This window comes from Microbulbifer agarilyticus, assembly GCF_001999945.1.
Classification (GTDB): domain Bacteria; phylum Pseudomonadota; class Gammaproteobacteria; order Pseudomonadales; family Cellvibrionaceae; genus Microbulbifer; species Microbulbifer agarilyticus_A.
The window spans coordinates 3450290-3476297 of the sequence record NZ_CP019650.1; the positions used below are offsets into that span (position 1 = coordinate 3450290).

Sequence of the window (26008 nt, forward strand, 5' to 3'; positions counted from 1 at the left end):
GTGCTGCGCACGCCACCTCGGCAAAGCTATCCCCAGCGGTCACAAACAAGCCGCCAAGGCGGTTGACAAACAACCAACGCTGGGGATAATGTCGCGTCCCAAACGGGCCCCCGGCCCGATTGTTCGAGATTTTATAGATTCCAGACAGGAGCAACCGGTGGCCAACTCACCCCAAGCGAAGAAACGCGCGCGCCAAAACGAAAAGCGCCGCAATCACAACGCCAGCCTGCGCTCCATGGTGCGCACCTACATCAAAAAGGTAGTTGCGGCCATTGATGCAGGTGACGCAGAAAAAGCCAAGACCGCTTACGCGGAAGCTGTGCCGGTTATCGACCGCATGGCTGACAAGGGCATCATTCACAAGAATAAGGCTGCTCGCCATAAGAGCCGCCTGAATGCCCAAATCAAGAAGCTGGCTGCCTAAGCCACCGCTTCCTGAGCACAAAAAACCCCGCTTATGCGGGGTTTTTTATTTACAACAGAATAAGATTGTCGCGATGGATTAGCTCATCATCGTCGCGATAACCAAGCAGCTCAACAATGCGGTCGGAAGACTGGCCACACACCTTGGCAGCCTCTGTACTGTCATAGTTGACCAGCCCGCGGGCAACCTCCACACCAGTACTGCTCACGCAGCTCACCAGTTCACCGCGGTGAAAACGCCCCTCCACGCCAACAACACCCACCGGCAACAGGCTTTTGCCCTGGTTACACAGCGCGCGCTCGGCACCAGCGTCCAGCACCAGCCTGCCGCGAACCTGCAGCTGCCCCGCCAGCCAGCGCTTGCGCGCCGTCAACGGGTCCGCTTCCGGCAACAACAAGGTGCCCACATCTTCGCCAGCAGCGACACGCTCGATCACCCCGTCGATACTGCCACCAACGATCACCGTGCGCGCACCTGAACGCGCCGCCAGTTGCGCTGCGCGCACCTTGGTGGCCATACCGCCGCGCCCGAGACCACTACGAGAGTCCCCCGCCATCGCCGCGAGCCGCGGATCTGTCGCGGCTGCTTCGCGCACCAGCTCCGCATCCGGATTATCCCGGGGATCTTCGGTAAACAGGCCGTCCGCGTCGGTGAGAATCAGCAGGGCATCCGCCTCCACCAGGTTCGCCACCAACGCCCCCAGAGTGTCGTTATCGCCGAAGCGAATCTCGTCGGTGACCACGGTATCGTTTTCATTGATGATGGGCGCGGCGCCCAGGGACAGCAGTGTCTTGATGGTACTGCGCGCATTGAGATAGCGAGTGCGATTGGAGAAGTCGTCATGGTCGAGCAGGATCTGCGCGGTACGGCAGTCGTACTGCCCAAACGCGTGCTCGTAGACCTGCACCAGGTGGCTCTGACCAATGGCGGCGGCCGCCTGTAACTGATGAATGGAGTCCGGGCGCTTACGCCAGCCCAGGCGGTCCATACCTGCGGCGACCGCGCCGGAGGATACCAGTAACACCTCGATCCCTTGCCGGCGCAAAGCGCTGATCTGGCCGGCCCAGTTCTGGATGGCCGCGCGATTAACCCCGCGACCATTGTCGGTTAACAGGGCGCTGCCAATTTTTACGACCCAGCGCTTGCTCGCCGCAAGCTGCCGGCGTGGCGAGATGGAATCCATTTCTTCCTCATATGGAGCATGCCCCCGGCAAAAAACCCTTATTCAGGCTTTTACGCTGCGAGGACCGATAAATCAGGGACGATATTCTATATCGACGTCGTGGTCGTCGTCGTCCCATTCTTCATCATCTTCCCCAAGTTCTTGTTCACCCTTGCGCTTGGCACGCTGCGCCTCACGCAAGTGCTCGATGCGCTCGCGGGCCTCACGCTGCATCTGGCGCTGCGCTTCCTGCTCAGCCTCAAACAGATCGCCGTCCAGCTCTTCCTGCTCCTTACGCTCTTCGAGGTAGTCCATCAGCTGGCCGGACAACACATCGGTGCCATCGCCACGAATGGCCGCCACGCGGAATACCGGCCCCTGCCACCCCAGCGCGTTTACCACGGCCTGGCAACGCTCTTCCAGCTCCTCCGCCGGTACCAGGTCGGTCTTGTTCAACACCAGCCAGCGCTCGCGCCCAGCCAACGTCGGACTAAAGGATTCCAGCTCGCGCTCGATGGCCAGCGCATTCTGCGCGGGGTCGGAGCCGTCGAACGGCGCCAGGTCCACCAGATGCAGCAACACACGACAACGAGTCAGATGCTTGAGGAAGCGAATACCAAGTCCCGCCCCCTCGGCGGCACCCTCGATCAATCCGGGGATGTCGGCAATGACAAAGCTGCGGTACTTCTGCACTTTCACCACGCCGAGGTTTGGCACCAGGGTGGTAAACGGGTAATTAGCCACCTTGGGCTTGGCCGCGGACACCGCACGGATAAACGTCGATTTGCCCGCATTCGGCAAGCCCAGCATGCCCACATCGGCGAGCACCTTCAGCTCCAACTTCATATTGCGGCGGTCACCCTCGCTGCCCGGGGTGGTCTGGCGCGGCGCGCGGTTGGTACTGGATTTAAAGCGGGTATTCCCCAGGCCGTGCCAGCCGCCCTGTGCCACCAGCAACTTCTCACCGGGCTCCAGCAGGTCGCCGAGGGTCTCCCCGGTGTCCACGTCAATGGCGGTGGTACCTACAGGCACCTTCAGCACCAGGTCTTCACCCTTGGCGCCGGTACAGTTGCGCCCGCGCCCACCTTCGCCGTTCTGGGCTTGGTAGCGGGGCTGATAGCGGTAGTCCACCAGGGTATTCAGTGACTCATCGGCCACCAGATACACGGAGCCGCCGTCACCGCCGTCGCCACCGTCGGGGCCACCCTTGGCGACAAACTTCTCGCGACGAAAGCTCAAACACCCTTTACCGCCGTTGCCGGCCTGCACCGAGATCGGCGCCTCATCTACAAATTTCATGTGTCTACTTACCGGGTTATCCGGTCTTCAGTGTAATTTGCGGTCCATCAATACAAAAAAGCCCCGCGAGTGCGGGGCTTTTCGATCGGGCGTTGTGACCGCTTAGGCTGTTTCGATAGAAACAAACTTACGGTTGTTAGCGCCTTTCACCTCGAACTTCACTACGCCATCAGCGGTAGCGAACAGGGTGTGATCTTTGCCCATACCAACGTTTACGCCAGCGTGGAACTTGGTGCCGCGTTGACGAACGATGATGCTGCCTGCGGAAACCGCTTGGCCGCCAAAGCGCTTAACGCCCAGGCGCTTACTTTCGGAATCGCGACCGTTTCGCGTACTACCGCCAGCTTTCTTATGTGCCATGAGTAGTTACTCCTCTTTTATTACCCGGGGATTAGCCTTTGATGCCAGTGATTTTAACTTCGGTGTACCACTGACGGTGGCCCTGACGCTTCATGGAATGCTTACGACGACGGAACTTGATGATCCGTACTTTTTCGCCGCGGCCGTGGCTCAGCACTTCTGCAGTCACCTTGGCACCTTCCACTACCGGCGCACCGATGTTGATGGAGTCACCGTCCACTACCATCAGAACCTTGTCGAAATCGACAGATTCGCCAGTAGCGACTTCAATTTTTTCCAGGCGCAGTACTTCGCCTTCTTCTACACGGTGTTGTTTGCCACCGCTCTCGATAACAGCGTACATATCTCTATGCTCCAAAATGGACGACACGAAGCAGCGGCAGGGTCACAACAAGGGAGGTGACTGACTAACCAGCATTTTGGGAGCTTGCGCCGTTGGTGTTAAGAACTTCTTCCCCACCCACACTGCATCCACAAAACACGGAGGCGGCTTGAGCGGGGCGCAGATTCTAATCAATTCGCTGGCTGGATACAATAGTGCGTTTTTCGGACAGATCAGCCCCCGACTGCCCGCCAACCGGGGCGTTGCAGGCCCTTTCTAGCCAAGCGCCTTTCCCAGTGAAGACAAAACCGCTAGTCTTGCCGCCGTGAGAGAGATAAGCGCGGAAATCGAGCGCAGTAATAAGGAACCTTGTAAGGACCCCCGCATGTTGCCCTTCCACCAGGTAGCCGCCGATGACTTCGCGGCCGTCAACCAGCAAATCATCGACCAACTGCATTCCGACGTCCCTCTGGTGGAGAATATCGGACACTATCTGGTCGAGGCCGGCGGCAAACGCCTGCGCCCATTACTGGTACTACTGTGCAGCCGCGCTGCGGGTTATGAGGGGAATGCCCACATCACCCTGGCGGCGATTATAGAATTTATCCACACCGCCACCCTGCTCCACGACGACGTTGTGGACACCTCCGACATGCGTCGCGGCCGCCTGACCGCCAATGCCCAGTGGGGCAACGCACCGGCGGTACTGGTCGGTGATTTCCTGTACTCGCGCGCCTTCCAGATGATGGTGGCACTGAAGGATATGGACATTATGTCGATCCTCTCGGACACCACCAACACTATTGCCGAGGGCGAGGTACAGCAGCTGGTGAACGCCGGTGACCCCGCGGTGAGCGAAGCGAACTACCTCAGCGTAATCCACAAGAAAACTGGCGCCCTGTTCGAAGCAGCCTGTGAAACCGCCGCGGTGCTGGCGGGATGCAGCGCCGACGAGCGCGAATCCCTCAAGCTCTACGGTCGCCACCTGGGTTCGGCGTTCCAGCTGGTGGATGACGCGCTGGATTACCGCGGCAACCCGGAAGAGCTGGGCAAAAATGTGGGTGACGACCTGGCTGAAGGCAAGCCGACCCTGCCGCTTATCTACGCAATGGCAAACGGCACGAATGAACAGGCGGCGCTGGTGAAAGAAGCCATTGAACAGAAGAGTTCCGAAAAACTGACGGAAATTGTTGCGGCCATCGAGAGCTGCGGCGCGCTGGACTACACCTTTGAACGCGCCAACAAGGAAGTCGAACTCGCGCTGGAGAAGCTGGAATTCCTGCCCGACGGGGAGCACAAAACAGCGCTGCGCCAGCTCGCAGAATTTTCGGTAGCGCGCACCAAGTAACACGCACACCCAGCACCAAACAAAAAAGCCCCGGATTGTTCCGGGGCTTTTTATTTTACAGTCGTTAAGATTAAAAGACGGTTAACCGTCAATCAGGGTTAACAACTCTTCGGTCTTGGCCTTCATCAACGCCGCATCGCCACGGGATTCGACGTTCAGTCGAACAACCGGCTCGGTATTGGACATGCGCAGGTTAAAGCGCCAGTCGTCAAAGGCCACACTCAGGCCATCCACGTGCTCCACGCTATTCGCGCCCGCGGCATACTTTTCTTCCGCCGCTTGCAGCAGCGCCTTGGGGTCTTCCACCTTGGAGTTAATCTCGCCACTGCAGGGGAAAGCAGCCATGCGCTCACCCACCAGCTGGGACAGAGACTTGCCGCTGCGGCTCACCAGCTCGGCCACCAGCAGCCAGGGAATCATACCGCTGTCGCAGTAGGCAAAATCGCGGAAATAGTGGTGTGCACTCATCTCGCCACCGTAGATGGCGTCTTCCTTGCGCATGCGCTCCTTGATAAACGCATGGCCAGTTTTACTCTGTACCGGAGTGCCGCCAGCAGCTTGCACGATGTCTTCGGTGTTCCAGGTCAGCCGCGGATCATGCACGACCTTCGCACCCGGGTGCTTCGCCAGGAACGCCTCGGCCAGCAGGCCAACGACGTAGTAACCTTCAATAAACTCACCACTTTCATCAAAGAAGAAGCAGCGGTCAAAGTCGCCATCCCAGGCAATACCGAAATCGGCGCCGCTTTCACGCACCGCAGCGGCGGTAGATTCGCGGTTCTCCGGCAGAATCGGGTTGGGAATACCGTTGGGGAAGTTGCCATTGGGTTCGTGGTGCACCCGCACAAATTCAAATGGCAGACTTGGGGCCAGTGCATCTACCACAGAGCCAGCGCCACCGTTACCCGCATTGACTACCAGTTTTAATGGCTTCAGTGCAGAGGTATCTACGTAGCCGAGCAGGTGCTGTACAAAGTCATCGCGGTGGGCAAAGGTGTGCAGCTCGCCACGCGTCTCGGCCGCGGCAAAATCATTGTCCTCAGCCAGCTTCTTGATATCCAGCAAGCCGGTATCGCCGCTGATCGGGCGCGAACCCGAGCGGACAAACTTCATACCGTTGTAATCCATGGGGTTGTGACTTGCGGTCACGCAAATGCCACCGTCAAAGTCCCCGTGAAATGTCGAGAAATAGATTTCCTCGGTACCGCACTCACCAATGTGATAAACATCTGCACCAGCATCGCGCAGGCCATTGGCCAGCGCATCGGTCAGCTCGCCACTAGTCAGGCGAATATCATGGCCCACTACGACGCGACGGGCATCGAGAAATTGGGCGAAAGCCCGACCTACGCGATAAGCGACATCCGTGTTCAGCTCATCCGGCACTCGGCCGCGCAGATCATAGGCTTTAAAACAGGTTAATTCAGACATCTCAGCCACTCTCCCCTGGCAAATAGACATTTTGGTAAACATGATTGGTGGCTTCGATAAAGCCGTCGACAGAACCGCAGTCAAAGCGGCGCCCTTTGAATCGATATGCAAGAACACAGCCACGTTTGGCTTGGGTCAACAGGGCATCGGTAATTTGGACCTCACCATTTTTGCCCGGCGGTGTCTCGCGAATCAGGTCAAAAATATCCGGCGTCAGCACATAGCGGCCGATAATGGCCATATTACTGGGGGCGTCTTCCGCCTTGGGTTTCTCCACCATGTCGGTGACCTGGTACAGGCCCGGTTTGATTTCGTTGCCGGCAATCACCCCGAACTTGTGGATCTGCTCCTTCGGCACTTCCTCGACGGCGACGATGCTGCAGCGGAACTGTTTGTACAGCTGCACCATCTGGCCCAGCACACCGAGGTCATCGTTCAGGCACAGGTCATCCGCCAGTACCACACCGAAGGGCTCGTCACCAATCAGGCGCTGCCCCTGCAGGATCGCATCCCCCAGACCGCGCATTTCCCCCTGACGGGTGTAGGAAAAACTCGCGCAGTCGATCACTTTGCGCACGCTATCGAGGTATCGCTCTTTGCCGGTGCCCGCAACCTGATGTTCCAGCTCAAAATTTGTGTCGAAATGGTCTTCGATCGCACGCTTGCCGCGGCCGGTGACAAAACCGATCTCGGTCAGGCCCGCCTCAATGGCTTCCTCGACGCCATACTGGACCAACGGCTTGTTAACCAGCGGTAACATCTCCTTGGGCATGGCTTTGGTGGCCGGCAAGAACCGCGTGCCGTAGCCCGCGACCGGGAAAAGACACTTTTTGAGCATTGCAGGTCCCTCATTATTAAATCGATTCCGTGTAACTTGTGCCGAAACGCTGTATTTCAAGAGCAAAACGGCAAAACCACGGATATCCGTTGACCGCGCAACTTATCACAAATGAATGACAGTCTTCAGGCACACATCGTCACAGCAACACAGGACTAGCGGTCTCTGCGGGCAATCTGGCAAGATGTCCGGAGTTTCGAGCCAAACACCGAGGGTCAAGGGCTAATTGGGACAGTTCCAGTCACAAAAAGCGTTATGACTGACTGGACAAGATATCCTTAGCGCTTAGAATGCCGGCTCGTGTAAGAAATACCCAGAATGGGGACCCAATGAGTAATTTCGTTCAAAAAAGCAGCTACACCCGTGAGGAACTTCTGGCCTGTGGCCGCGGTGAAATGTTCGGACCGGGCAATGCACAGCTGCCGACTCCCAACATGCTGATGCTGGATCGCATCACCCACATCGCCAAAGACGGCGGTGAATTCGGCAAGGGAGAATTGATCGCCGAATTGGATATCACTCCAGACCTGTGGTTTTTTGACTGTCACTTCCCCGGCGACCCGGTAATGCCCGGCTGTCTCGGTCTCGACGCCATGTGGCAACTGCTGGGTTACTTCCTGGCATGGAAAGGCAACCCCGGTCGCGGCCGCGCACTGGGTTGTGGCGAAGTGAAGTTCACCGGCCAGATCCTGCCGACCAACAAAAAGGTCACCTATCACATCCAGATGAGTCGTCTGGTAGAGCGCAAGCTGGTCATGGGTATCGGCAATGGCTCTGTGTCCGTGGACGGCCGGGAAATCTACACCGCAAAAGACCTGCGGGTGGGCCTGTTTACCCGTACCGACGACTTCTGATACGGCAGACAGTCACAGCAGTGACTGTCACATAGAAATATAACAATTCACTCTACAAGTTTTATTGGAGATCACTATGCGCCGCGTAGTCATTACCGGAATGGGTATCACGTCTTGTATCGGTAACAACACACAAGAAGTGCTGGCCTCCCTGAAAGCTGGTCGCAGCGGTATCCGCGCGATGGAAGAGTACGCAGAGCTTGGCCTGCGCAGTCAAATCGCCGGTGTGGTCGATATCGACTTCAAAGAGCACATTGACCGCAAGCACCTGCGTTTCATGGGTGACTCCGCGGCCTACGCCTATATCTCCATGGCGGAAGCGATCGCCATGGCAGGCCTAGAAGAATCTGAGGTTTCCAACCCGCGCACCGGCCTGGTGATGGGCTCCGGCGGCACTTCTACTGCAGCCATCATCGAAGCAGCCAACATCCTGAAGACCAAGGGTGTGCGCCGCGTGGGCGCCTATCGCGTTCCCCAGGTGATGGGCAGCACCGTATCCGCGTGTCTGGCCACGCCATTCAAGATCAAGGGGGTGAACTACTCCATCTCCTCCGCCTGTGCCACCTCCGCACACTGTATCGGCAACGGCGCAGAGCTGATCCAGATGGGCAAACAGGACGTGGTATTCGCGGGCGGCGGCGAAGAGCTGGCCTGGAGCCTGACGCACCTGTTTGACGCCATGGGCGCCCTGTCTTCCAAGTACAACGACGCCCCAACCACCGCATCCCGCCCCTACGACGCGGACCGCGACGGCTTTGTAATTGCCGGCGGTGGCGGCTGCCTGGTACTGGAAGAGTACGAACACGCCAAGGCCCGCGGTGCAAACATCATCGCGGAACTGGTGGGCTACGGCGCTACCTCAGACGGTTACGACATGGTGGCTCCGAGCGGCGAAGGTGCGGCCCGCTGCATGCAGCAGGCACTGGCCGGTATGGACGGCAAGGGTCTGGAAGGCAAAGTGGACTACATCAACACCCACGGTACTTCCACGCCGGTGGGCGATGTCGCCGAACTGCGCGCCATGAAGGAAGTGTTTGGCAACGATGTACCTGCCTTCGCCTCCACCAAGTCCCTCACCGGTCACTCTCTGGGCGCCGCCGGTGTACAGGAAGCCATCTACTCCCTGCTGATGATGCAGAACGACTTTATCGCGGCCTCGGCCAACGTTGAGACGGTAGATGAGGCAGCGGAAGGACTGGACCTGGTCACAGAGCTGCGCGAGGCCAAGGTCAGCCGCGCGCTGTCCAATTCCTTCGGTTTTGGTGGCACCAACGCCAGCCTGGTGTTCGACAAGATCTGATCGCTGCGCGAGGGCCATTCGCGGCCCTCAACGCAACAAAAAGGGCGAACCGCTATGCGGTTCGCCCTTTTTTATTCTGCGTATTTCTAGGAGCCAGTTTCAGGAGGCCGGCTTTTGCAAGCGTTCCAGCCACAGCTCCACCTGGCGAGTGAGCCCCTGCCGCCAGCTGCGCTGCTGGATACCGAACACATCCCGCAGGCGAACACAGGCGAGCACATAGGAGCGATCCTTTTCCGCGGGCTCCAGCACGGTCAACTCCGCGGTGAAGTCATCCCCGTTTAGCGAGCGCATCCGATCGACCACCTCATGCCCAAAATCCATGGCGGTGCAGGTATCAGCGGAACCGTAGTGATACAGGCCGGATGTAGGTGCGCCGCTGGCAAGCTGCTGGGTAATCGCCACAACAACACGCACCAGATCGGACACGGTCACCGGATTACCCAGGCTGGCGTCATCCAGCGACACCGCGCGCCCGTCCAACAGGCTGCGAATGATACGGCCCAGTAGCGCCTGCTCGCTGCGATCTACCTGCCAACCCAGGCGCAAGATACTGACGTTATCCAGCGAGGTGAGTGTTTGCTCGCACGCGAACCAGTCGCGGCCGCGCTCGGAAAGCGGATCCGGTTCGGCATCCTCATCAATTTTTCTGCTGCCTACATGGCCGAAGACCCCGTAGGAAGAAAGGTGCAGTATGGCGTGGCACGATTGGTTTAGCAGTGCGTGACACACCGCCTTGGCCTCGGGCATGCGAATACCGCCAGCACAGCTGGCGGCATTAACGATAATCGGGCGTACACCTTCCGGGAGGCCGCCCTCGATAAATTGCTCGGCACTCAGCAATTGCACCCGGAACCCTACTTTCTGCAGGCCCTTTTGCAAGGCGCTATCCATTGCGTTGCCCGCACCGATCACAACGACGGTATCGGGCTTGTAGCCAGTGTGGTGCATGGCGGTTCAGGCCAACTTAGAAGGGAATGTCGTCGTCGAAGCTGTTATCAAAGCCACCGGCGGGAGGCTGGTTACCCGCGGGGCGATTCTGCGGCTGGCCGCCACCCTGCTGCTGGTTGGACGGCGCCATCGGTGAAGGCGCAGAGCGGCCCTGGGCGAATTCGTCCTGGTAGCCACTCTGATCCTGCTGGAAACCACCGCCCTGGTTTTGCTGCTGGAAGCCACCACCCTGGCCCTGCTGCTGGTAGCCACCTTCGCCACGGCTATCCAGCATCTGCATTTCGCTGGCAACGATTTCGGTAGTGTAACGGTCCTGGCCGGAGTTCTTGTCCTGCCACTTGCGGGTACGCAGGGAACCTTCCAGGTATACCTTGCTGCCTTTGCGCAGGTATTCACCGGCAATTTCAGCGAGGCGATTGAAAAACACCACACGGTGCCATTCGGTACGTTCCTGCTGCTGACCGCTCTGCTTGTCCTTCCAGGTCTCGGAAGTCGCTACGGTCACGTTGGTTACGGCACCACCGCTCGGCATGTAACGGGTCTCGGGGTCACCGCCCAGGTTGCCCACCAGGATTACTTTGTTCACGCCTCTGGAAGCCATGTGCCTCTCCTCTCTGCGCCCCGGGGCGACCGGGACTCTCATGTTCTAGAAAATGTTAAAAATATTGTCGGAAAACCAACGGGGCTGCGGCAGGGCAAGCCCCGGCGCAGCCAACGGTGTATTTATATCCAGCAGCATACAATACTCGGCAAGGGCCGTCACCGCCGGGGCGAATGGCTGCAGTGGCCCTGGCTAAGATACGGGGTATGTGGTTAGTTGCTGGCAACCGGCACGCGGATTCCTCGCAGCTGCCACCAGCTGATCGACCAGAGCACCAGCACCCCCAACACGAAGGTCGCGACGCTGCCAGCGCCGCCCTGGCCGTATAGAAGCCCGCCAAGGCTACCGCCAGCAAACGCACCCAGAAACTGGCAAGTCGCATAAAGGCCAGAAGCCGCACCGCGGCACTCGGCCGGTGCTTCCCGAGTCAGTTGTGCGGGTAGCAGCGCCTCGAGCAGGTTGAACGCCAGGAAGAACAGCGCCAGACAGGCGACAATCCAGCCCCCCTGGGTCGACGGCATCAGCGCAACTCCGCCAAAAACCAGTCCCAACAGGGCAAGTCGCATTGCCGCGGGCACCTGCTGGCGTTTTTCCGCCATACGCATCAGCGGCACCATCACCACGAAGGTACCCAGCAACAGCGGCGCGTAAAGCTTCCAGTGGTCCGCACTGGGCAACTGCAGTTGTTCCACCAGCAATAGCGGCAGGGGAATAAACAATGCGGTCAGTAACAGATGCAAGAAGAAAACCCCACACACCAGACGCCACACCGAGGCATTACTGAGCACACGCGCGAAATCGCCCGATACCGGGCCACGTCGTATCTGAACTGGCGGGTTGGGTACCAGGCGCCACACCAACAGTATCCCCAGCAGCGCGAGAAGCGCGGTCAGCCAGAATATTGCGGACAGGCCACCCAGATTTGCCAGCAGCGGGCCGAGCACGACTGCGAGCACGAAGGCCACACCAATGGAAGCGCCGATGATCGCCATCGCCTTACCGCGATTCTCATCCCGAGTCAGATCGGCTGCCAGCGCCATGGTTGCTGCGGCAATGGCACCGGCCCCCTGTAGAATGCGTCCACCGATCAGGCCGAACACCGACTCGCTCGTGGCAGCCACCACGCTGCCGATCGCGAACACCGCCAAGCCCAGAAATATCACCGGCTTGCGCCCCCAGCGGTCGCTCAGCACGCCCAGGGGGATCTGCAGGATAGCCTGACTCAACCCATAGGCTCCAAGCGCCAGCCCCAGCAGGGCCGGGGTGCTGCCGGTATAGTCACTGCCGTATAGAGACAGCACAGGCAGGACCATAAACAGGCCGAGCATGCGGAACACATACAGGGAGGCGAGGCCGGCGAGCGCGCGGCGTTCGGTGGAGTTCATGCAAAAAATCCGGACACAGGAGAAATCGGGGCGCATTGTACCAGTGCGGGCCGCAGGAATTGATCCCCCTCGGCGTATCGCGTTACGCGGATTTTGGCACGTCGGCGCCTGGGATTATACTTGACCGTTTGTTTCCGCCGGGCCACACATGGTCCGACGCGCGAGTCACACACTTTTTGCAACAGGAAGACGAGTGGACACGATTTACGTCAGGGGTGCACGCACCCACAACCTGAAGAATATCAACCTGGATATTCCCCGCGACAAACTTATTGTGATTACCGGCCTGTCCGGATCGGGTAAGTCCTCACTCGCCTTCGACACCCTGTATGCCGAGGGGCAGCGCCGCTACGTGGAATCCCTGTCCACCTACGCGCGCCAGTTCCTGTCGATGATGGAAAAGCCAGACGTGGACACCGTGGAGGGGCTGTCGCCAGCGATATCCATCGAGCAGAAGTCCACGTCCCACAACCCGCGTTCCACCGTCGGTACCATCACCGAGATTTACGACTACCTGCGCCTGCTGTTCGCCCGTGTCGGTGAGCCGCGCTGCCCGGATCACGACGTGCCACTGCAGGCCCAGACCATCAGCCAGATGGTAGACCACGTGCTGGCCCTCCCGGAGGGCACCAAGATCATGCTGCTGGCACCGGTGGTGCGCGACCGCAAGGGTGAGCACCTGCATGTGTTTGAGCAGTTGCGCCGTGACGGTTTTGTGCGCGCGCGTATCGACGGTACCGTGTGCGACCTGGATGACACCCCCAAGCTGGACAAGCGCAAGAAGCACACCATCGAAGTGGTAGTGGACCGCTTCAAGGTGCGCGAGGACCTTCAGCTGCGCCTGGCCGAATCCTTCGAAACCGCCCTGAACCTCACCGATGGCATCGCCTCGATCAGCTTTATGGATGGCGACCGCGACGACTACCTGTTCTCCGCCCGCCACGCCTGCCCCATCTGTGACTACTCACTGGAAGAGCTGGAACCGCGGCTGTTTTCCTTTAACAACCCCGCCGGCGCCTGCCCCAGCTGTGACGGCCTCGGCGTGAAACAGTTCTTTGACGAAGACAAGGTGATCCTCGATCCCGAGAGCAGTATCTCCGAGGGCGCTATCCGCGGCTGGGACCGACGCAACATTTACTATTACCACATGCTCGATTCCCTCTCGCAGCACTACGGCTTCGACCTGGACAAGCCGTGGAAAAAACTGGCGAAGAAGTACCGCGCGGTAATTCTGAATGGCAGTGGCGAGACTGACATCGACTTCAGCTACGTCAACGACCGCGGTGATATCACCGTGCGCCGCCACACCTTCGAGGGCATTATCCCCAACTTCCAGCGCCGTTACCGGGATACCGAGTCCCAGTCGGTACGGGAAGAGCTGGCCAAGTACCTGAGCACCCAGAAATGCCCCGAGTGTCACGGCACCCGCTTGCGCCGCGAAGCGCGGCATGTCTTTGTGGATGACCGCACCCTGGCGCAGATTACCGAGCTACCCGTGGGCGACGCCTTCGAATACTTTGCCAACCAGCTGAAATTCAAGGGCGCGCAAAAAGAGATTGCCGACAAGATCCTCAAGGAACTGCGTGATCGCTTCCGCTTTCTGGTGGATGTGGGCCTGAACTACCTGACCCTGAACCGCAGTGCCGAAACCCTGTCCGGCGGTGAGGCCCAGCGAATTCGCCTGGCCAGCCAGATCGGCGCCGGCCTCGTCGGTGTGATGTATATCCTCGACGAGCCCTCGATCGGCCTGCACCAGCGCGACAACGAACGTCTGCTCAACACCCTCACCCACCTGCGCGACCTGGGCAACACCGTGATCGTTGTCGAGCACGATGAGGACGCCATTCGCAGTGCCGACTTTATTGTGGATATCGGCCCCGGTGCCGGGGTACATGGCGGCGAAGTGGTGGCTGCAGGTACCTCGAAGGAAATTACCGAGTGTAATCGCTCGCTTACCGGGCAGTACCTGTCCGGTGAGAAGAAGATCGCGATACCGGAAGAGCGCTATGTGTTTGACCCGGATTACGTACTGCGCATAGAAGGTGCCACCGGTAACAACCTACAGTCGGTCAATCTGGAAATCCCGGTGGGCCTGTTCACCTGTATCACCGGTGTATCCGGTTCCGGCAAATCCACACTGATCAATACCACCCTGTATCCGCTGGCGGCTACTGCCTTGAACAAGGCCACCACCCTCAAAGCCTCGCCGCACAAACAAATTGAAGGGCTTGAGCACTTCGACAAATGTGTGGATATCGATCAGAGCCCTATCGGCCGTACACCGCGCTCCAACCCCGCCACCTATACCGGCATCTTCACCCCCATCCGCGAATTGTTTGCCGGTACTCAAGAAGCCCGCTCACGGGGATACAAACCCGGGCGTTTCAGCTTCAACGTCAAGGGGGGCCGCTGCGAGGCGTGTCAGGGCGACGGTGTGATCAAGGTAGAAATGCACTTCCTGCCGGATATCTATGTGCCCTGCGATACCTGTAAAGGCAAACGCTACAACCGGGAAACGCTGGAAGTGCAGTACAAGGGCAAGAACATCCACGAAGTTCTGGAAATGACCGTGGAAGATGCGCGGGAATTCTTCGACCCGGTTCCGTCCATCGCGAAAAAACTGCAGACACTGATGGATGTGGGCCTGTCCTATATCAAGCTCGGCCAGGCCGCTACCACACTTTCCGGCGGTGAAGCGCAGCGGGTAAAACTCTCCCGCGAGCTTTCCAAACGGGATACCGGGCAAACCCTGTATATCCTCGACGAGCCCACCACCGGACTGCACTTTGCCGATATCCAACTGCTGCTGGATGTACTGCACCGGCTGCGCGATCACGGCAACACCATCGTGGTGATCGAGCACAACCTGGATGTAGTGAAGACCGCAGACTGGGTTGTCGATCTCGGTCCGGAGGGCGGCTCCGGCGGCGGCCAGATTATTGCCACCGGTACGCCGGAAGACGTCGCTGAGGTAGAGGGTTCCCACACCGGCCGCTTCCTTGGGCCGATGCTCGGTTAAGACCTCGATTTAAGAACTTGGCTTATTCGCCTGCAGCAGAGTCCGAGTACTGCTGCGGGCGATAGCGACGCACCGCCTGTCGCTCAATCTGTGCACGATCAAAATACACGGCACGCAATTGCTCATTGGCAAACAGAGTCGCCTGGTCCGCGTAGTGCGGTGAGGTAGTGTCCAGCGTGGCGCTGCCAAAGTTATGCACCGCGCGCGATTGCACCTCACCGCCCTCGGGCCAGCTGATAAACATCACGTAGCTGTCGCCGGCGCGATTCTCCCAGAAGCCCTCGTCGTTTAACTCACCCCCATAAACCGCACGCAACGTATCCGCGGCGCCGCTCAATGGCAGGCTAAGATCTCCGCGCACATGTCGGTTGACCTCGCCGAATGGCACCCGATGCTGCCCGTGCGCGTCAACCAGATCATCCACCGCGGTACGGAAGGCCTCGTCCACTAGCGTGTCGGCAACCTGCGCAGAGTTCGCAGCCTGGAAAGGGGCAAGGGTCAACGCCGCCAGCGCGGCCAAATTATCGGTCTGCGCAAAGCTCCCCGACCAGCTGCGCAAATCCTCCAGCGCAGCGGCATAGTCCGTATCAACGAAACGTTCGTGGGCGTCACTTAACCACGCATTCAATCCGGTTAACTGATAGGAGTCCGGGTGGTAATCGGCATCGTACTTGAAGGTTTCAAATTGCTCGGGAGAGATTTGCACGCTGTCGCCATACAGGGCTTCGATCTGCAACGCGCGGTTGGTGTATACCGACTCGATACCCATTGATGCGGGGAACAGCCCGACGTGCGGGTCGTCGTCGCCATCGGTCGCCTGGAACGGTGGATTGTTCGCGTTGTATACCAATCCGGAAACGGGGTTAACGGTTTTCGGCATTTGCACGAATGGACGGTACCCCTGCCAGATCAATTCGGAGCGGTCGCCCGGCAACACCTTGGACCAATCCCAACCTTCGATCCGCTGCGGGAACTGCGCGTTGTAGTAATGGGCGATATTGCCGGCGCGATCGGCGTACACATAGTTGATGCTGGGCATTGCCTGCAGGCGCAACGCGGCTTCGAAGTCATCCAGGTTTCGTGCCTTGTTAAGTGCCAGCATAAAATCCAGCGTGCGCGATTCCTGCATGCCCGCCCAGCGCAGTGCATAAACACCGTGCTCGGTTTCCATCACCGGTCCGTGTTTTGAGCGCAGCACGTCCTTGTCAAAGGTCCAGTGCAATGGCCCGAAGAACTTCACCGTCATCGAAGCTGTCTCGCGCTCAAACTCTACCCATTCGCCATCCAACCGATACTCGTTGGCGTTTTCCGGGTTAATGCGCAACCGGTAGATATCCACAAGGTCTGGCTTATTCACCGTATTGGCCCAGGCAACATCGCGGTTGTGGCCGTGAATAATCACCGGCGAGCCGGGGAAGGTACTCCCCGCCATATCCAGCCCCTCATCGGAGTGAATACTCGCTTCATACCAGGCCACCGGCCCGGTCAGTGGCTGGTGCGAGTTCACCAGCAATCGGGTCGCACCATCCGACGAGCGATGGGGGGCCACGGCGATACCCTGGCTACCAATAGGCAGGTTACTGCGCGGCTGCCAGCTCAGCGCGTCGTCACCGGCCACCGCAAGCTCAAGGGGCTGCTCACTATTCAGCAGCTCGCCGAGCGCCTTGTCGAAGCCATAGAACATTGGGGTCTTGAAGGTAAAGCCGGCAACAAGGTCTTTCCCCGTGACCGGTAACAGCGCGCGCGCAACAGCATCTGGATGCTGCACCGCATACAGATTAATTCCCGCCGCGTAGGCTTCGGCCATGGCCCGCCCTTCTGGTGTCAGGCGCTGCTGGTAGCCGCTATTCACCGCATCCCATACCCCCATCCACTGCACCAGGTAGTCCGTCTTGATCGCGGACCAGCCCTTGTGTGTTGCCAGGCGACCGCGTGTCGCCAGGACCACATCCTGAATGGTGGCGAAATCATCCTCGGCATGGGCGTATGCGAGTCCGAAGGACGCATCCGCATCGGTGACACCAAAAACATGCGGAATACCCCATTCGTCGCGCAGGATCTCCGCGCTGTAGTGGCTCGCGGCAGTTTCCATTTGGGCACGCAAGGTGGCGTCGACAGGGGCTGGCAAGTTCTGTTCAGCAGCATACCAAGCGACCGCAAGGCAGCCGGAGGTGGCCAATAGAGATGTGAGCAAACGCATTGTTATTTTCTTATTGCAAATAATTCGTCAGTTTCATGCCCAATGCGCGACAGGTAAAGCAGCGAACCTGTCTGGCTGGTCAACTTCACCAATAATTAATTGTCCGGTCATTCATCGACTGCGCCGGTGATACCGCAACCAATATCTATAATTTTCGCGGTAAACCGGAGCGGGAAGCACGGACAAAGGTGTTTCTTCCACACCATACCAACGACCTCCGAAAACCAAAAAGCAACGAAGCTCTGACGATCCTTCCCGCCGAATAACAGTAATTGCCGGCGCGGAAACTTATCGCCCTGAACAAGCCGACAAAGGACGTTCTCCTACATGGAAAACCCATCGCCCATCAAAAATTTACTGCGGCATTTAAAACACTGGTATGTCGTGAAAACCACGCCGCGCACCAATCGTGTGTACACCCAGTTCCACCGGTTCCCGCACCAGTATCGCGCTATGGTGGAGCGCGTGTTGCCGCAGATAATCAGCGATCCGGCCGCACAATTACGCATCCTTATTTTCGGTTGCTGTAGTGGTGCCGAGCCAATCTCTCTGGCCACCACCCTGCGCCGTCACTTTCCGGATCTCGATTTTCATATCGAAGCGTTCGACATAGTCCCTGAGGTAATCGAGCGCGCACAAAACCCGATGTACTCGCGCGAAGAGGTCTACCAGGGTCCATTTGTCACCGAAGATTTTGTCAGCAGAACCTTCGATATAGAGGGCGACAACTACCGGGTTAAACCAGAAATACTGGACAGCATCCAGTTCCATGTCGGCGACATGCTGGACAAAAACTTTATCGCGGGATTGGGGCATGCGGATTTGGTGTTTGCCCAAAATGTTCTTTTCCACCTGCCGGCCGCCAATGCACGTCAGGCATTTGTCCATCTGGAGAAGCTGCTGGCGCCGGGTGGTGCGCTTTTTGTCAATGGCATGGATATGGACATGCGCGTGCAGCTCACCAAGAAATTTCAGCTGCAACCGGAAGACTACCTGATCGAAGAAATTCACAACGATGCCCGGCGCGACCGCGGTGACGGTTGGGCTGGCGCCTACTGGGGCAGAAAACCATTCAGCCGCCGCTCTCGCGAATGGATTCGCGAACACTGCACTATTTATCGAAAGGCCACCGTATGACCACTGTCGAAGCAACCGCACAGAACGCCACCGAATTTACCCTTGCAGATACCGAGCAATCTGTTGCCCAGCGCTTTGAGAAACTGGTTGAGCGTTATGGAGATCGCCTAGCCATCACCGACGCCAGCGGGTCGGTTACCTACAGCGCCCTCAATCAGCTGGCAAACCGCTTCGCACACCAGATTATCGCCCGGGTCCCCGCCGAGAAACCGGCGCGGGTAGCTCTGTATCTGGAAAAAGGAATTCCGCAAATTGCGGCCATTCTGGCGATATTAAAGTGCGGTCACACCTATGTCCCCATCGACCCAGCGTTTCCTCAGGCACGCAACCGATACATCTATCAGGAATCCCAGGCAGCCCTGATCATCGGCAATGGGGCAAGCCTGAAAGCAGCCCGGGAACTGGCGGGCGACGACACCGCGGTAATCAATCTCGACAGCGTCTCCGAACATAACGACAGCAACAACCTCGATATATCTGTTTCACCGGACACACTGGCGTACATTATCTACACGTCAGGTTCTACCGGCACCCCGAAAGGCGTGGTGCAGAACAATCGCAATTTGCTGCACGGCTGCATGCGGCGCAGCAACCTGCAAAATGTAGTACCCGAAGACCGCATGACGCTATTGTACTCCTGCAGCGTCATCGCTTCTGTTTACTGTATTTTCGGCGCCCTGCTCAATGGTGCGGGCCTGTTCCCCTACGATTTCCACCGGGAAGGTGTGGAAAAGTTGGCAGATTGGTTGAAGTCACGGCGCATCACGATTTATCACTCGGTGGCCTCACTGTTCCGGGAGTTTTCCGCCCAATACCGCCCGAAAGAAAACGATGAATTCTCTATTCGGCTTGTGACCTTCGGCGGCGAGAGAGTCCTGACCAGCGACATCGAGTTGGCGAGAAAAGTCTTTGCTCCGAACATCGAGTTCTATACCGGGCTGGGTTCCACCGAGACCGGTACCATACGCTACTTCCACATAGGTCCAGACACCGAGCTCGATGGCGACGTGGTGCCCATTGGCTACCCGGTAGAGGGTGTGGACATATTGCTGCTCGATGAAAACGGTGCAGAAGTCGCGCCGGGAGAAGTCGGTGAAATTACCGCGCGCAGTCGCTACCTGGCACTTGGTTACTGGAAAAACCTGGAGGCGAGCGCCAAGGCATTTAGCCGCGACCGCCAAGACCCCAGAATCACAATTTATCGCACCGGCGACCTCGGCCAGATGGATGCCGATGGCCTGCTGCACCACCGTGGCCGCAGGGATTTTCAGGTGAAAATTCGCGGGTTTCGCGTGGAAGTCAGCGAAGTCGAAGCGCGACTTCTGGCCCACCCGGACATCGCCGAGGCGGTAATCGTTGCGCGCGAACATGCGCGGGAAACGCAACTGGTCGCTTATCTGGTGCCCGCAGAAAGCGCAGCACCAAGCGTCCAGCAGCTGCGCGACCATATGAGCGGGACGCTCAATTACTACATGATCCCGACGCTATACGTGCAACTCGAGCAATTGCCCAAAACCCCCAACAATAAAGTCGATCGCAATGCACTGCCGTCAGTAGCGGAAAGTAAAACGCTATCCGGTACACCCTACATGCCCGCTCAGGGACAAACCGAGGCCCGCTTGGTCGAGTACTGTCAGGAGCTACTCGGCAAAGACACCGTCAGTATCACCGACAACTTCTTTGCACTCGGTGGCCACTCGCTGAACGCCACCCAATTACTGGCGCGCATCAACGAACAGTTTGATGTGAACTTGAATATGCGCAGTATCTTCGAAGAAAAAGACCTTCGCGCACTCGCCGCCCGCATCGAAACCTTTAAAGCCAAAGCCAAAGCCAAAACCAACACCAATACTGGAGAACGAGTCGTAGAAAAAGGGATTGCCCGTGCGCCCGCCGACACGCGGATTCCACTTAGTTCGGCACAGAAGCGGATGTGGCTGGCAGAAAAGCTGTGGGGGAATAACCGAGCCTACAAAATCTCTAACTCGGTACTGCTGCGTGGGGCGCTGAATATCACAGCCCTGGAGCAGGCAATTGCGACCCTGCTTGAACGCCACGATGTGTTGAGAACGGTATTCCCGGAAGACGCGGATGGACCCTATCAACAGGTGCTGCCGTACACCTCGTTCAGTCTCAACACAATAGACCTGCGTCGGGAACCGCAAAAAGGGCGCGCCACTCGCGCCCTCGCCTACTGCCAGAAAATACTGCGGGAACCCGACTCGCTGAAACAGGGCCCGCTATTTCGCGCCCACCTGATCCGTATTGATGACGAAACGGCGATTCTGGCCCTGAGTTTCCACCACATCATTTACGACAACATCTGGTCCAGCGGAATATTCTTTGCGGAACTGGGAAAATTGTACGACGCACTGGATGCTGGAAGAGCAATTTCACTGCCATCGCAGCCACTGCAGTTTTCAGACTTTGCCTACTGGGAGCAAAAGCGTGAAGCCTCGCCAGCCTATCGCGAGCAATTAAACTACTGGCGCAACCAACTTGCAGCACTGCCCACACCCCTGGATGTTCCCGCAGACCGCGCGCGCCCAGAAGCACCGGATTTCAACGGTGGTATGGTGACCTTCAAGTTACCCGCAACCTTGACCGCAGAGCTACATCAGCTGGCCCGTCAGGAATCCGCGACCAGCTTTATGCTGCTACTCGCAGCGTGGCAATTTTTGCTGCATCGTTATACGCAACAGAGCGATATCGTTATCGGCACGCCCAGTGGTCGCCGCCCGCATACACAGACCGAATCCATGATTGGTCTGTTTATCAATACTCTGGTGATGCGCACGGATTTTTCCCAGGCCAAAAATTTCCGGGATTTGTTGCAGCAAGTACGCACAACCACCATTGATGCCTTCAGCAACGATCAGGTCCCGTTTGAAGACCTGGTAGCCGAACTGAATCCTCCGCGCGGCTCCGGAGAACCGCCCTTTTTCCGCCACCTGTTCATCCACCGCAAAGAACGCGCCGGACAATGGAAACTGCCCGGGCTTCGTACAACGCCACTAACCACCCATGCTGGCGGAGCAAAATTTGATCTCACGCTCTCAATATTGGAAGGGGAATCGACCCTGTCCGGGACACTGGAGTACCGCTCGGCACTGTTCGACCGGGAGACAGCAAAAAACCTTACGCTCAATCTGGAACAGCTATTGAGCAGTATCGTATCTATGCCCGACAAGCCACTCACAGAACTGCCATTACTGGCGGCTGAAGAGCGCAGTCTGGTATGCCAGCATTGGAACCAGACCCAGACCGCGCTTCCCGTGGAAGCCACGGTGCCACAGCTGTTCGATCAGCAGGTGCAAATCCATGCAACAAAGACCGCGGTAATTGGGACGGATACCCAGCTAAGCTACCAACAGCTCAACCTGCGCGCCGACGGGTTTGCACAGGAACTGCGCGTGCGCGGGGTTAAGCCCGGAGCTTTGGTCGCCATATGTATGCAGCGTTCGACGAACCTAATGGTGGCGCTACTGGCGGTGTGGAAGGCGGGCGGCGCCTTTGTCCCACTGGACCCGATGTTTCCGGCGGAACGGCTCGGCCATATCTTGGACGACAGCGGCACCAAGTTGCTGATTACCGATAGCGCCAGCCGCGACCAGCTACCCACGTTCACCGGCGAAACGATCCTGCTGGACGCAAGCGCGCGCTTCGAAAGTAGTGAAAGAACCGCTTGTGAGCTCCCCCCTTCCACGCAGGCGTTTTCCTCAGAAGAAACGCAGCAACCTCAGCCAAATGCGCCGGCCTATGTTATTTACACTTCGGGCTCTACCGGCCGCCCGAAAGGCGTGCAGATTTCCCAACGCAGCCTGGTAAATTTTCTCTGCTCCATGCAGGAAAAACCGGGCTTCTCCGCGGACGATACCCTGCTCGCGCTCACTACCGTCTGCTTCGATATCGCGTTACTGGAACTGTTCCTCCCTCTTCTGAGCGGAGGCCGGCTGGTCATTCAGGATTGGAAGCAATCACGCGATCCCAAGGCAATACAGGCAACGTTGCGCCGCGAGAGCGTCAGTGTGATGCAGGCGACCCCCTCTACTTGGCGTATGCTCCTTGACCACGGCTGGCAAGGTGATCCGTCAGTGCGCGTTCTGTGTGGCGGCGAGGCCATGGGCAAAGACCTGGCGACACGCCTGCTAGATCGCGGTCAGGAGGTCTGGAATCTCTATGGCCCCACCGAAACCACAATCTGGTCTTCGGTCAGTGCCGTGGCGACCCCAGAAGATTCGGCATTTATCGGCATGCCCATTGCGAATACCACGCTCTACGTGCTGGATTCCGCAGCCCAGCCACTGCCAGTGGGTGTACCGGGTGAACTGTGTATCGGCGGTGAAGGTGTTGCGATCGGCTATTACAATCGCGAAGAGCTTAACCGTGAAAGGTTTTTCTCTTGTCAGGCCCTCAACGATGAGCGGCTATACCGAACTGGAGACTTGGCAGTACGCCATCGCGACGGCCGTATCGAATATCTCGGGCGCATGGACCACCAGGTTAAGATCCGCGGTTTTCGGGTCGAAGTCGGCGAAATCGAAGCGCGCATTGCCGAGATTCCGTCGGTGCGGCAGTGTGTGGTCATCCCACATGATGACGAATCCGGTGGAAAATACCTGGCTGCCTACCTCCTCGGCCAGCAGCTAGAAAATTCCGGGCAAGCAATCGCCGACATACCCGATAGCGAGGTCCTGCGTCGGCAGCTGCGTTTCACACTCCCGGAGTATATGGTACCAACCCTCTATATCCCGGTAGAGTCCTTTCCGCTTACCCCCAATGGCAAAGTGGACCGCAAGGCGTTTGCACCACCGAATACAAGTGCAACCACGCACCCCACAGAAGTCCGTGACACATCCAGCACTGCAATAGAGCAGAAAAACAAAGCCGTCAACGAAAATTCGACAACGGCCGCAACGCCAGAAGACATCAGTAAAACTATCCAGGATGTGTTCGAAAGCCAGCTCAAAATTTCGGTAACGAATGTGGAGAGCAGCTTCTTCGACCTTGGTGGCCACTCGCTATCGGCACTCAACGTGATTGCGCAACTGAACAAGCTATTTGTGCTGGAACTGCCACCGACACTGCTTTTCGATTTTCCCAGTGTCAGTGTACTGTCGCAGGCTATTTCCCAGTTCCGCAACGGCAAAACCGAAGCACAGGTACTTGCCACTGCAACCATCGACGAGAAAACAGAACTACAGGTCAGCAGTATTCTGGAAAGGTTACGTGATAACCGACAGGCCAGTGACCTCCCGACATTCCCTCATGGCATGAAGATGCAGCGTTCAAAATTTGCGAGCAAACTGCTGGCCCCAATGTTTGCGATACAGCGGCATCTGGTGCGCACTGTCATACAGAAACTGATTCTTAAACTGGAGGGCGGCTCCACATTCAGCCTGACCATGCGGGACCTCTATCGCAAGTACTACGATATCCAGGTGGGCGATTTCACCAGTGTCAGATTTGAACCCTCCAAGTTAAAGCGCCAAACCCGCGTTGGTAAATACTCAACGATCTATCCGACGGTCCAATTCCAGACCGCAGACCACCCCCGCAATACACTGTCGACACACGGCATTTTTTATCATTCCCGTCTGGGTTTCAGTACAGGTTACGAACTAGATCGAACCAACATTGAAGTAGGCAACGATGTATGGATCGGTGACGGAGCGAAAATACTCTACCCGACGCAAAAAATTGGGGATGGTGCGGTGATCGCCGCAGGCGCAGTGGTTATCGAGGATGTACCGCCTTACGCAATCGTAGCCGGCTACCCGGCACGGGTTGTCCGCTATCGATTTTCACAGGACACCATTGCCAAACTATTGAAACTACAGTGGTGGACCATGTCCGGAAAACAACTCCACCACAGCCGCCGGGAATTTCTGAAGCCTTTGGAGGGAGAACGCATCAGGTGAACGGGAGTATGCAACCCGTTAATTGAGATACCAGAACTAAATCATGAAGGACCTGATAATGCCCACTGAAGTTGAAACGACTTTGCAGCCAGAAGCGAGTGCCGAGCTTGAACAAGCGAACTTCGTTTCTGCTACTGCAGATACGTTGAGGGAGTCTATTGATGATGGCTTCGCACCACAGGTCGCACGTACCAATGATGAGGCGCGCCTACTGCTTGAGCACTGGGAGTCATTTTCCCAGTCGCGCAGCGATGTGCCCGCTTCACTCCACGCGCATTCCAGCTTTTACCTGCCATTTCTTACCTCCAATAGTAGTTGCCGCAGTCCGCGAGTCATTCTTTGGGAGTCCGCCAGTGCTCCTCGGGGAATTTTGATCGCCCGTATCGCGATGACCAGAGCCAAGTGTTCATTGGGACCAATCTCGGTGCCAATGCCGCAACTAAAGACTCTTGAGATCGTACACGGCGGGTTTGTTGCCGACAGCCCCGAGGTTGCACAGCAACAGTTGCAGTACCTTCGCGATCTACTTGCCAGCAAGGAAATCAATTGTGTCGCAGTCCACCATCTTGCCTGCGACAGTGCACTTGGCGAAGCCTTGTCACAGGGTCTGCGAAAAAAAGGCGAAGGCAACCCGGTACATACGGAGCATTGGTACACTGAGCTGACCGATAGCGAAGGGGAACCAGTGATCACCAACTCCTCGAAAACCCGCGGTTCCTTCCGGCGCAAAGATCGCAAGCTTGAGCGCCACTTCGAGAACAAGATCCAAATCGATGAAATCACCGAACCTGACCAGATAAAGTCTTTGATTACCGCGGCCTCAAAAATAGGCGACCAGAGCTATCAGGGAGGGCTGGGCGTCGGTGTCCGCGATAATCCGCACTGGCAAAGCATTTTGCGTATTCTCGCAGAGAACGGCCAGTTAAGAGGGTTTTTACTACAAGCGGATGGAAAGAACATTGCGTACGCTGTGGGCGGTTTGTGCAACGGCTGTTTCTGCTATATGGCTGCCTCTTTTCTGCCCGAGCATCGCGAAATTGCGCCCGGTGGTTATCTGTTACGCCGCATTCTGGAAAAGCTGCAAGCCGAGGGCGTGCGCTGGTTTGATTTTGGCTTTGGTGATGCGAGCTACAAGGCGCTGTACGGCAACAAAAATGATCAAGAAGTAACCCTGCACTTCTATGGGAACTCTATCGCTGCACAGGTTACGCGACTAGCGGATGGGGCCACCCGGGTGGGCAAGCAGTGGACGCGCACATTGTTGGTAAAAAGCGGGCTGATGACCTGGACGAAACGCCAATGGCGACGCCGTCTCGAGCATCGCACTAACAAGCCAGTATAGATCTGGCTTATACGAAAATGGCCGCGAAGAATATGCTTCTGGGCCATCAGGTCGCCATGAAGCAACGAAGCAGCTAAATAGCTAGGTAACTAATTAACTAAGCAACCAATTAACTAA

At 57.6% G+C, this 26008-nt stretch carries 18 protein-coding genes; 8 read left to right on the top strand and 10 right to left on the bottom strand.

Annotated features, from left to right (window positions below):
• Positions 1 to 157: 157 nt before the first annotated feature.
• Positions 158 to 424 (top strand): 30S ribosomal protein S20, encoded by a 267-nt coding sequence (rpsT, locus tag Mag101_RS14455; RefSeq protein WP_010132154.1) that lies wholly within the window; start codon positions 158 to 160, stop codon positions 422 to 424.
• A 49-nt stretch (positions 425 to 473) separates the two neighbouring features.
• Here rpsT and proB read toward each other — a convergent pair whose 3' ends face one another.
• The 4 genes from proB to rplU form a co-directional block, all read right to left on the bottom strand.
• The gene (gene proB / locus Mag101_RS14460; RefSeq protein WP_077406531.1) at positions 474 to 1607 is read right to left on the bottom strand and encodes a glutamate 5-kinase; all 1134 of its coding nucleotides are present in this window, start codon (positions 1605 to 1607) and stop codon (positions 474 to 476) included.
• A gap of 72 nt (positions 1608 to 1679) precedes the next feature.
• The gene (cgtA, locus tag Mag101_RS14465) at positions 1680 to 2885 is read right to left on the bottom strand and encodes an Obg family GTPase CgtA (RefSeq protein WP_077406534.1); all 1206 of its coding nucleotides are present in this window, start codon (positions 2883 to 2885) and stop codon (positions 1680 to 1682) included.
• Positions 2886 to 2987: 102 nt separating this feature from the next.
• On the bottom strand, positions 2988 to 3245 hold the full coding sequence (gene rpmA / locus Mag101_RS14470) for a 50S ribosomal protein L27 (RefSeq protein ID WP_010132157.1): 258 nt from the start codon (positions 3243 to 3245) through the stop codon (positions 2988 to 2990).
• 31 nt (positions 3246 to 3276) lie between these two features.
• Positions 3277 to 3588 (bottom strand): 50S ribosomal protein L21, encoded by a 312-nt coding sequence (gene rplU / locus Mag101_RS14475; RefSeq protein ID WP_077406536.1) that lies wholly within the window; start codon positions 3586 to 3588, stop codon positions 3277 to 3279.
• Between the two features lie 364 nt (positions 3589 to 3952).
• Here rplU and ispB point away from each other — a divergent pair, with 364 nt between their 5' ends.
• Positions 3953 to 4915 carry an octaprenyl diphosphate synthase gene (ispB, locus tag Mag101_RS14480; protein ID WP_077406539.1) on the top strand — a complete coding sequence of 321 codons (963 nt, stop codon included), beginning with the start codon at positions 3953 to 3955 and terminating at the stop codon, positions 4913 to 4915.
• A gap of 81 nt (positions 4916 to 4996) precedes the next feature.
• Here the strand turns inward: ispB and Mag101_RS14485 are convergent, their stop codons facing one another.
• Together Mag101_RS14485 and galU are read right to left on the bottom strand one after the other, a co-directional pair.
• Positions 4997 to 6346 (bottom strand): phosphomannomutase, encoded by a 1350-nt coding sequence (locus tag Mag101_RS14485; RefSeq protein WP_077406542.1) that lies wholly within the window; start codon positions 6344 to 6346, stop codon positions 4997 to 4999.
• Position 6347: 1 nt separating this feature from the next.
• The gene (gene galU / locus Mag101_RS14490) at positions 6348 to 7184 is read right to left on the bottom strand and encodes a UTP--glucose-1-phosphate uridylyltransferase GalU (protein WP_077406545.1); all 837 of its coding nucleotides are present in this window, start codon (positions 7182 to 7184) and stop codon (positions 6348 to 6350) included.
• Between the two features lie 329 nt (positions 7185 to 7513).
• Here galU and fabA point away from each other — a divergent pair, with 329 nt between their 5' ends.
• Together fabA and fabB are read left to right on the top strand one after the other, a co-directional pair.
• A complete protein-coding gene (gene fabA, locus Mag101_RS14495) occupies positions 7514 to 8038 on the top strand; it encodes a 3-hydroxyacyl-[acyl-carrier-protein] dehydratase FabA (RefSeq protein ID WP_010132163.1) in 525 nt (174 codons plus the stop codon).
• A 76-nt stretch (positions 8039 to 8114) separates the two neighbouring features.
• Positions 8115 to 9338, top strand: a complete 1224-nt coding sequence (gene fabB / locus Mag101_RS14500; RefSeq protein ID WP_077406548.1) for a beta-ketoacyl-ACP synthase I — start codon at positions 8115 to 8117, stop codon at positions 9336 to 9338.
• 99 nt (positions 9339 to 9437) lie between these two features.
• Here the strand turns inward: fabB and Mag101_RS14505 are convergent, their stop codons facing one another.
• The 3 genes from Mag101_RS14505 to Mag101_RS14515 all read right to left on the bottom strand — a co-directional run bounded on the left by Mag101_RS14505 (position 9438) and on the right by Mag101_RS14515 (position 12272).
• Complete coding sequence (locus tag Mag101_RS14505; RefSeq protein ID WP_077406551.1) at positions 9438 to 10286, bottom strand: sugar nucleotide-binding protein; 849 nt, start codon at positions 10284 to 10286, stop codon at positions 9438 to 9440.
• 16 nt (positions 10287 to 10302) lie between these two features.
• The gene (ssb, locus tag Mag101_RS14510; protein WP_077406555.1) at positions 10303 to 10887 is read right to left on the bottom strand and encodes a single-stranded DNA-binding protein; all 585 of its coding nucleotides are present in this window, start codon (positions 10885 to 10887) and stop codon (positions 10303 to 10305) included.
• Positions 10888 to 11099: 212 nt separating this feature from the next.
• On the bottom strand, positions 11100 to 12272 hold the full coding sequence (locus Mag101_RS14515; RefSeq protein WP_077406558.1) for an MFS transporter: 1173 nt from the start codon (positions 12270 to 12272) through the stop codon (positions 11100 to 11102).
• 193 nt (positions 12273 to 12465) lie between these two features.
• On the opposite strand from Mag101_RS14515, the gene uvrA reads away from it, so the two are divergent.
• The gene (gene uvrA, locus Mag101_RS14520; protein WP_077406561.1) at positions 12466 to 15291 is read left to right on the top strand and encodes an excinuclease ABC subunit UvrA; all 2826 of its coding nucleotides are present in this window, start codon (positions 12466 to 12468) and stop codon (positions 15289 to 15291) included.
• Positions 15292 to 15313: 22 nt separating this feature from the next.
• Here the strand turns inward: uvrA and Mag101_RS14525 are convergent, their stop codons facing one another.
• The gene (locus Mag101_RS14525; RefSeq protein ID WP_077406564.1) at positions 15314 to 17491 is read right to left on the bottom strand and encodes a penicillin acylase family protein; all 2178 of its coding nucleotides are present in this window, start codon (positions 17489 to 17491) and stop codon (positions 15314 to 15316) included.
• A gap of 327 nt (positions 17492 to 17818) precedes the next feature.
• Here Mag101_RS14525 and Mag101_RS14530 point away from each other — a divergent pair, with 327 nt between their 5' ends.
• From Mag101_RS14530 to Mag101_RS14540, 3 genes are read left to right on the top strand one after another with little or no spacing between them, the layout of a single operon-like run.
• Positions 17819 to 18628, top strand: coding sequence for a CheR family methyltransferase (locus Mag101_RS14530; RefSeq protein WP_077406567.1), 810 nt, complete (start codon positions 17819 to 17821; stop codon positions 18626 to 18628).
• Complete coding sequence (locus tag Mag101_RS14535; protein ID WP_198039997.1) at positions 18625 to 24549, top strand: non-ribosomal peptide synthetase; 5925 nt, start codon at positions 18625 to 18627, stop codon at positions 24547 to 24549. The genes Mag101_RS14530 and Mag101_RS14535 overlap by 4 nt, the downstream gene beginning before the upstream one ends.
• A gap of 43 nt (positions 24550 to 24592) precedes the next feature.
• Entirely contained in the window at positions 24593 to 25891 is a 1299-nt protein-coding gene (locus Mag101_RS14540) for a GNAT family N-acetyltransferase (protein ID WP_077406573.1), read from the top strand.
• The last annotated feature ends 117 nt before the right edge of the window (positions 25892 to 26008 follow it).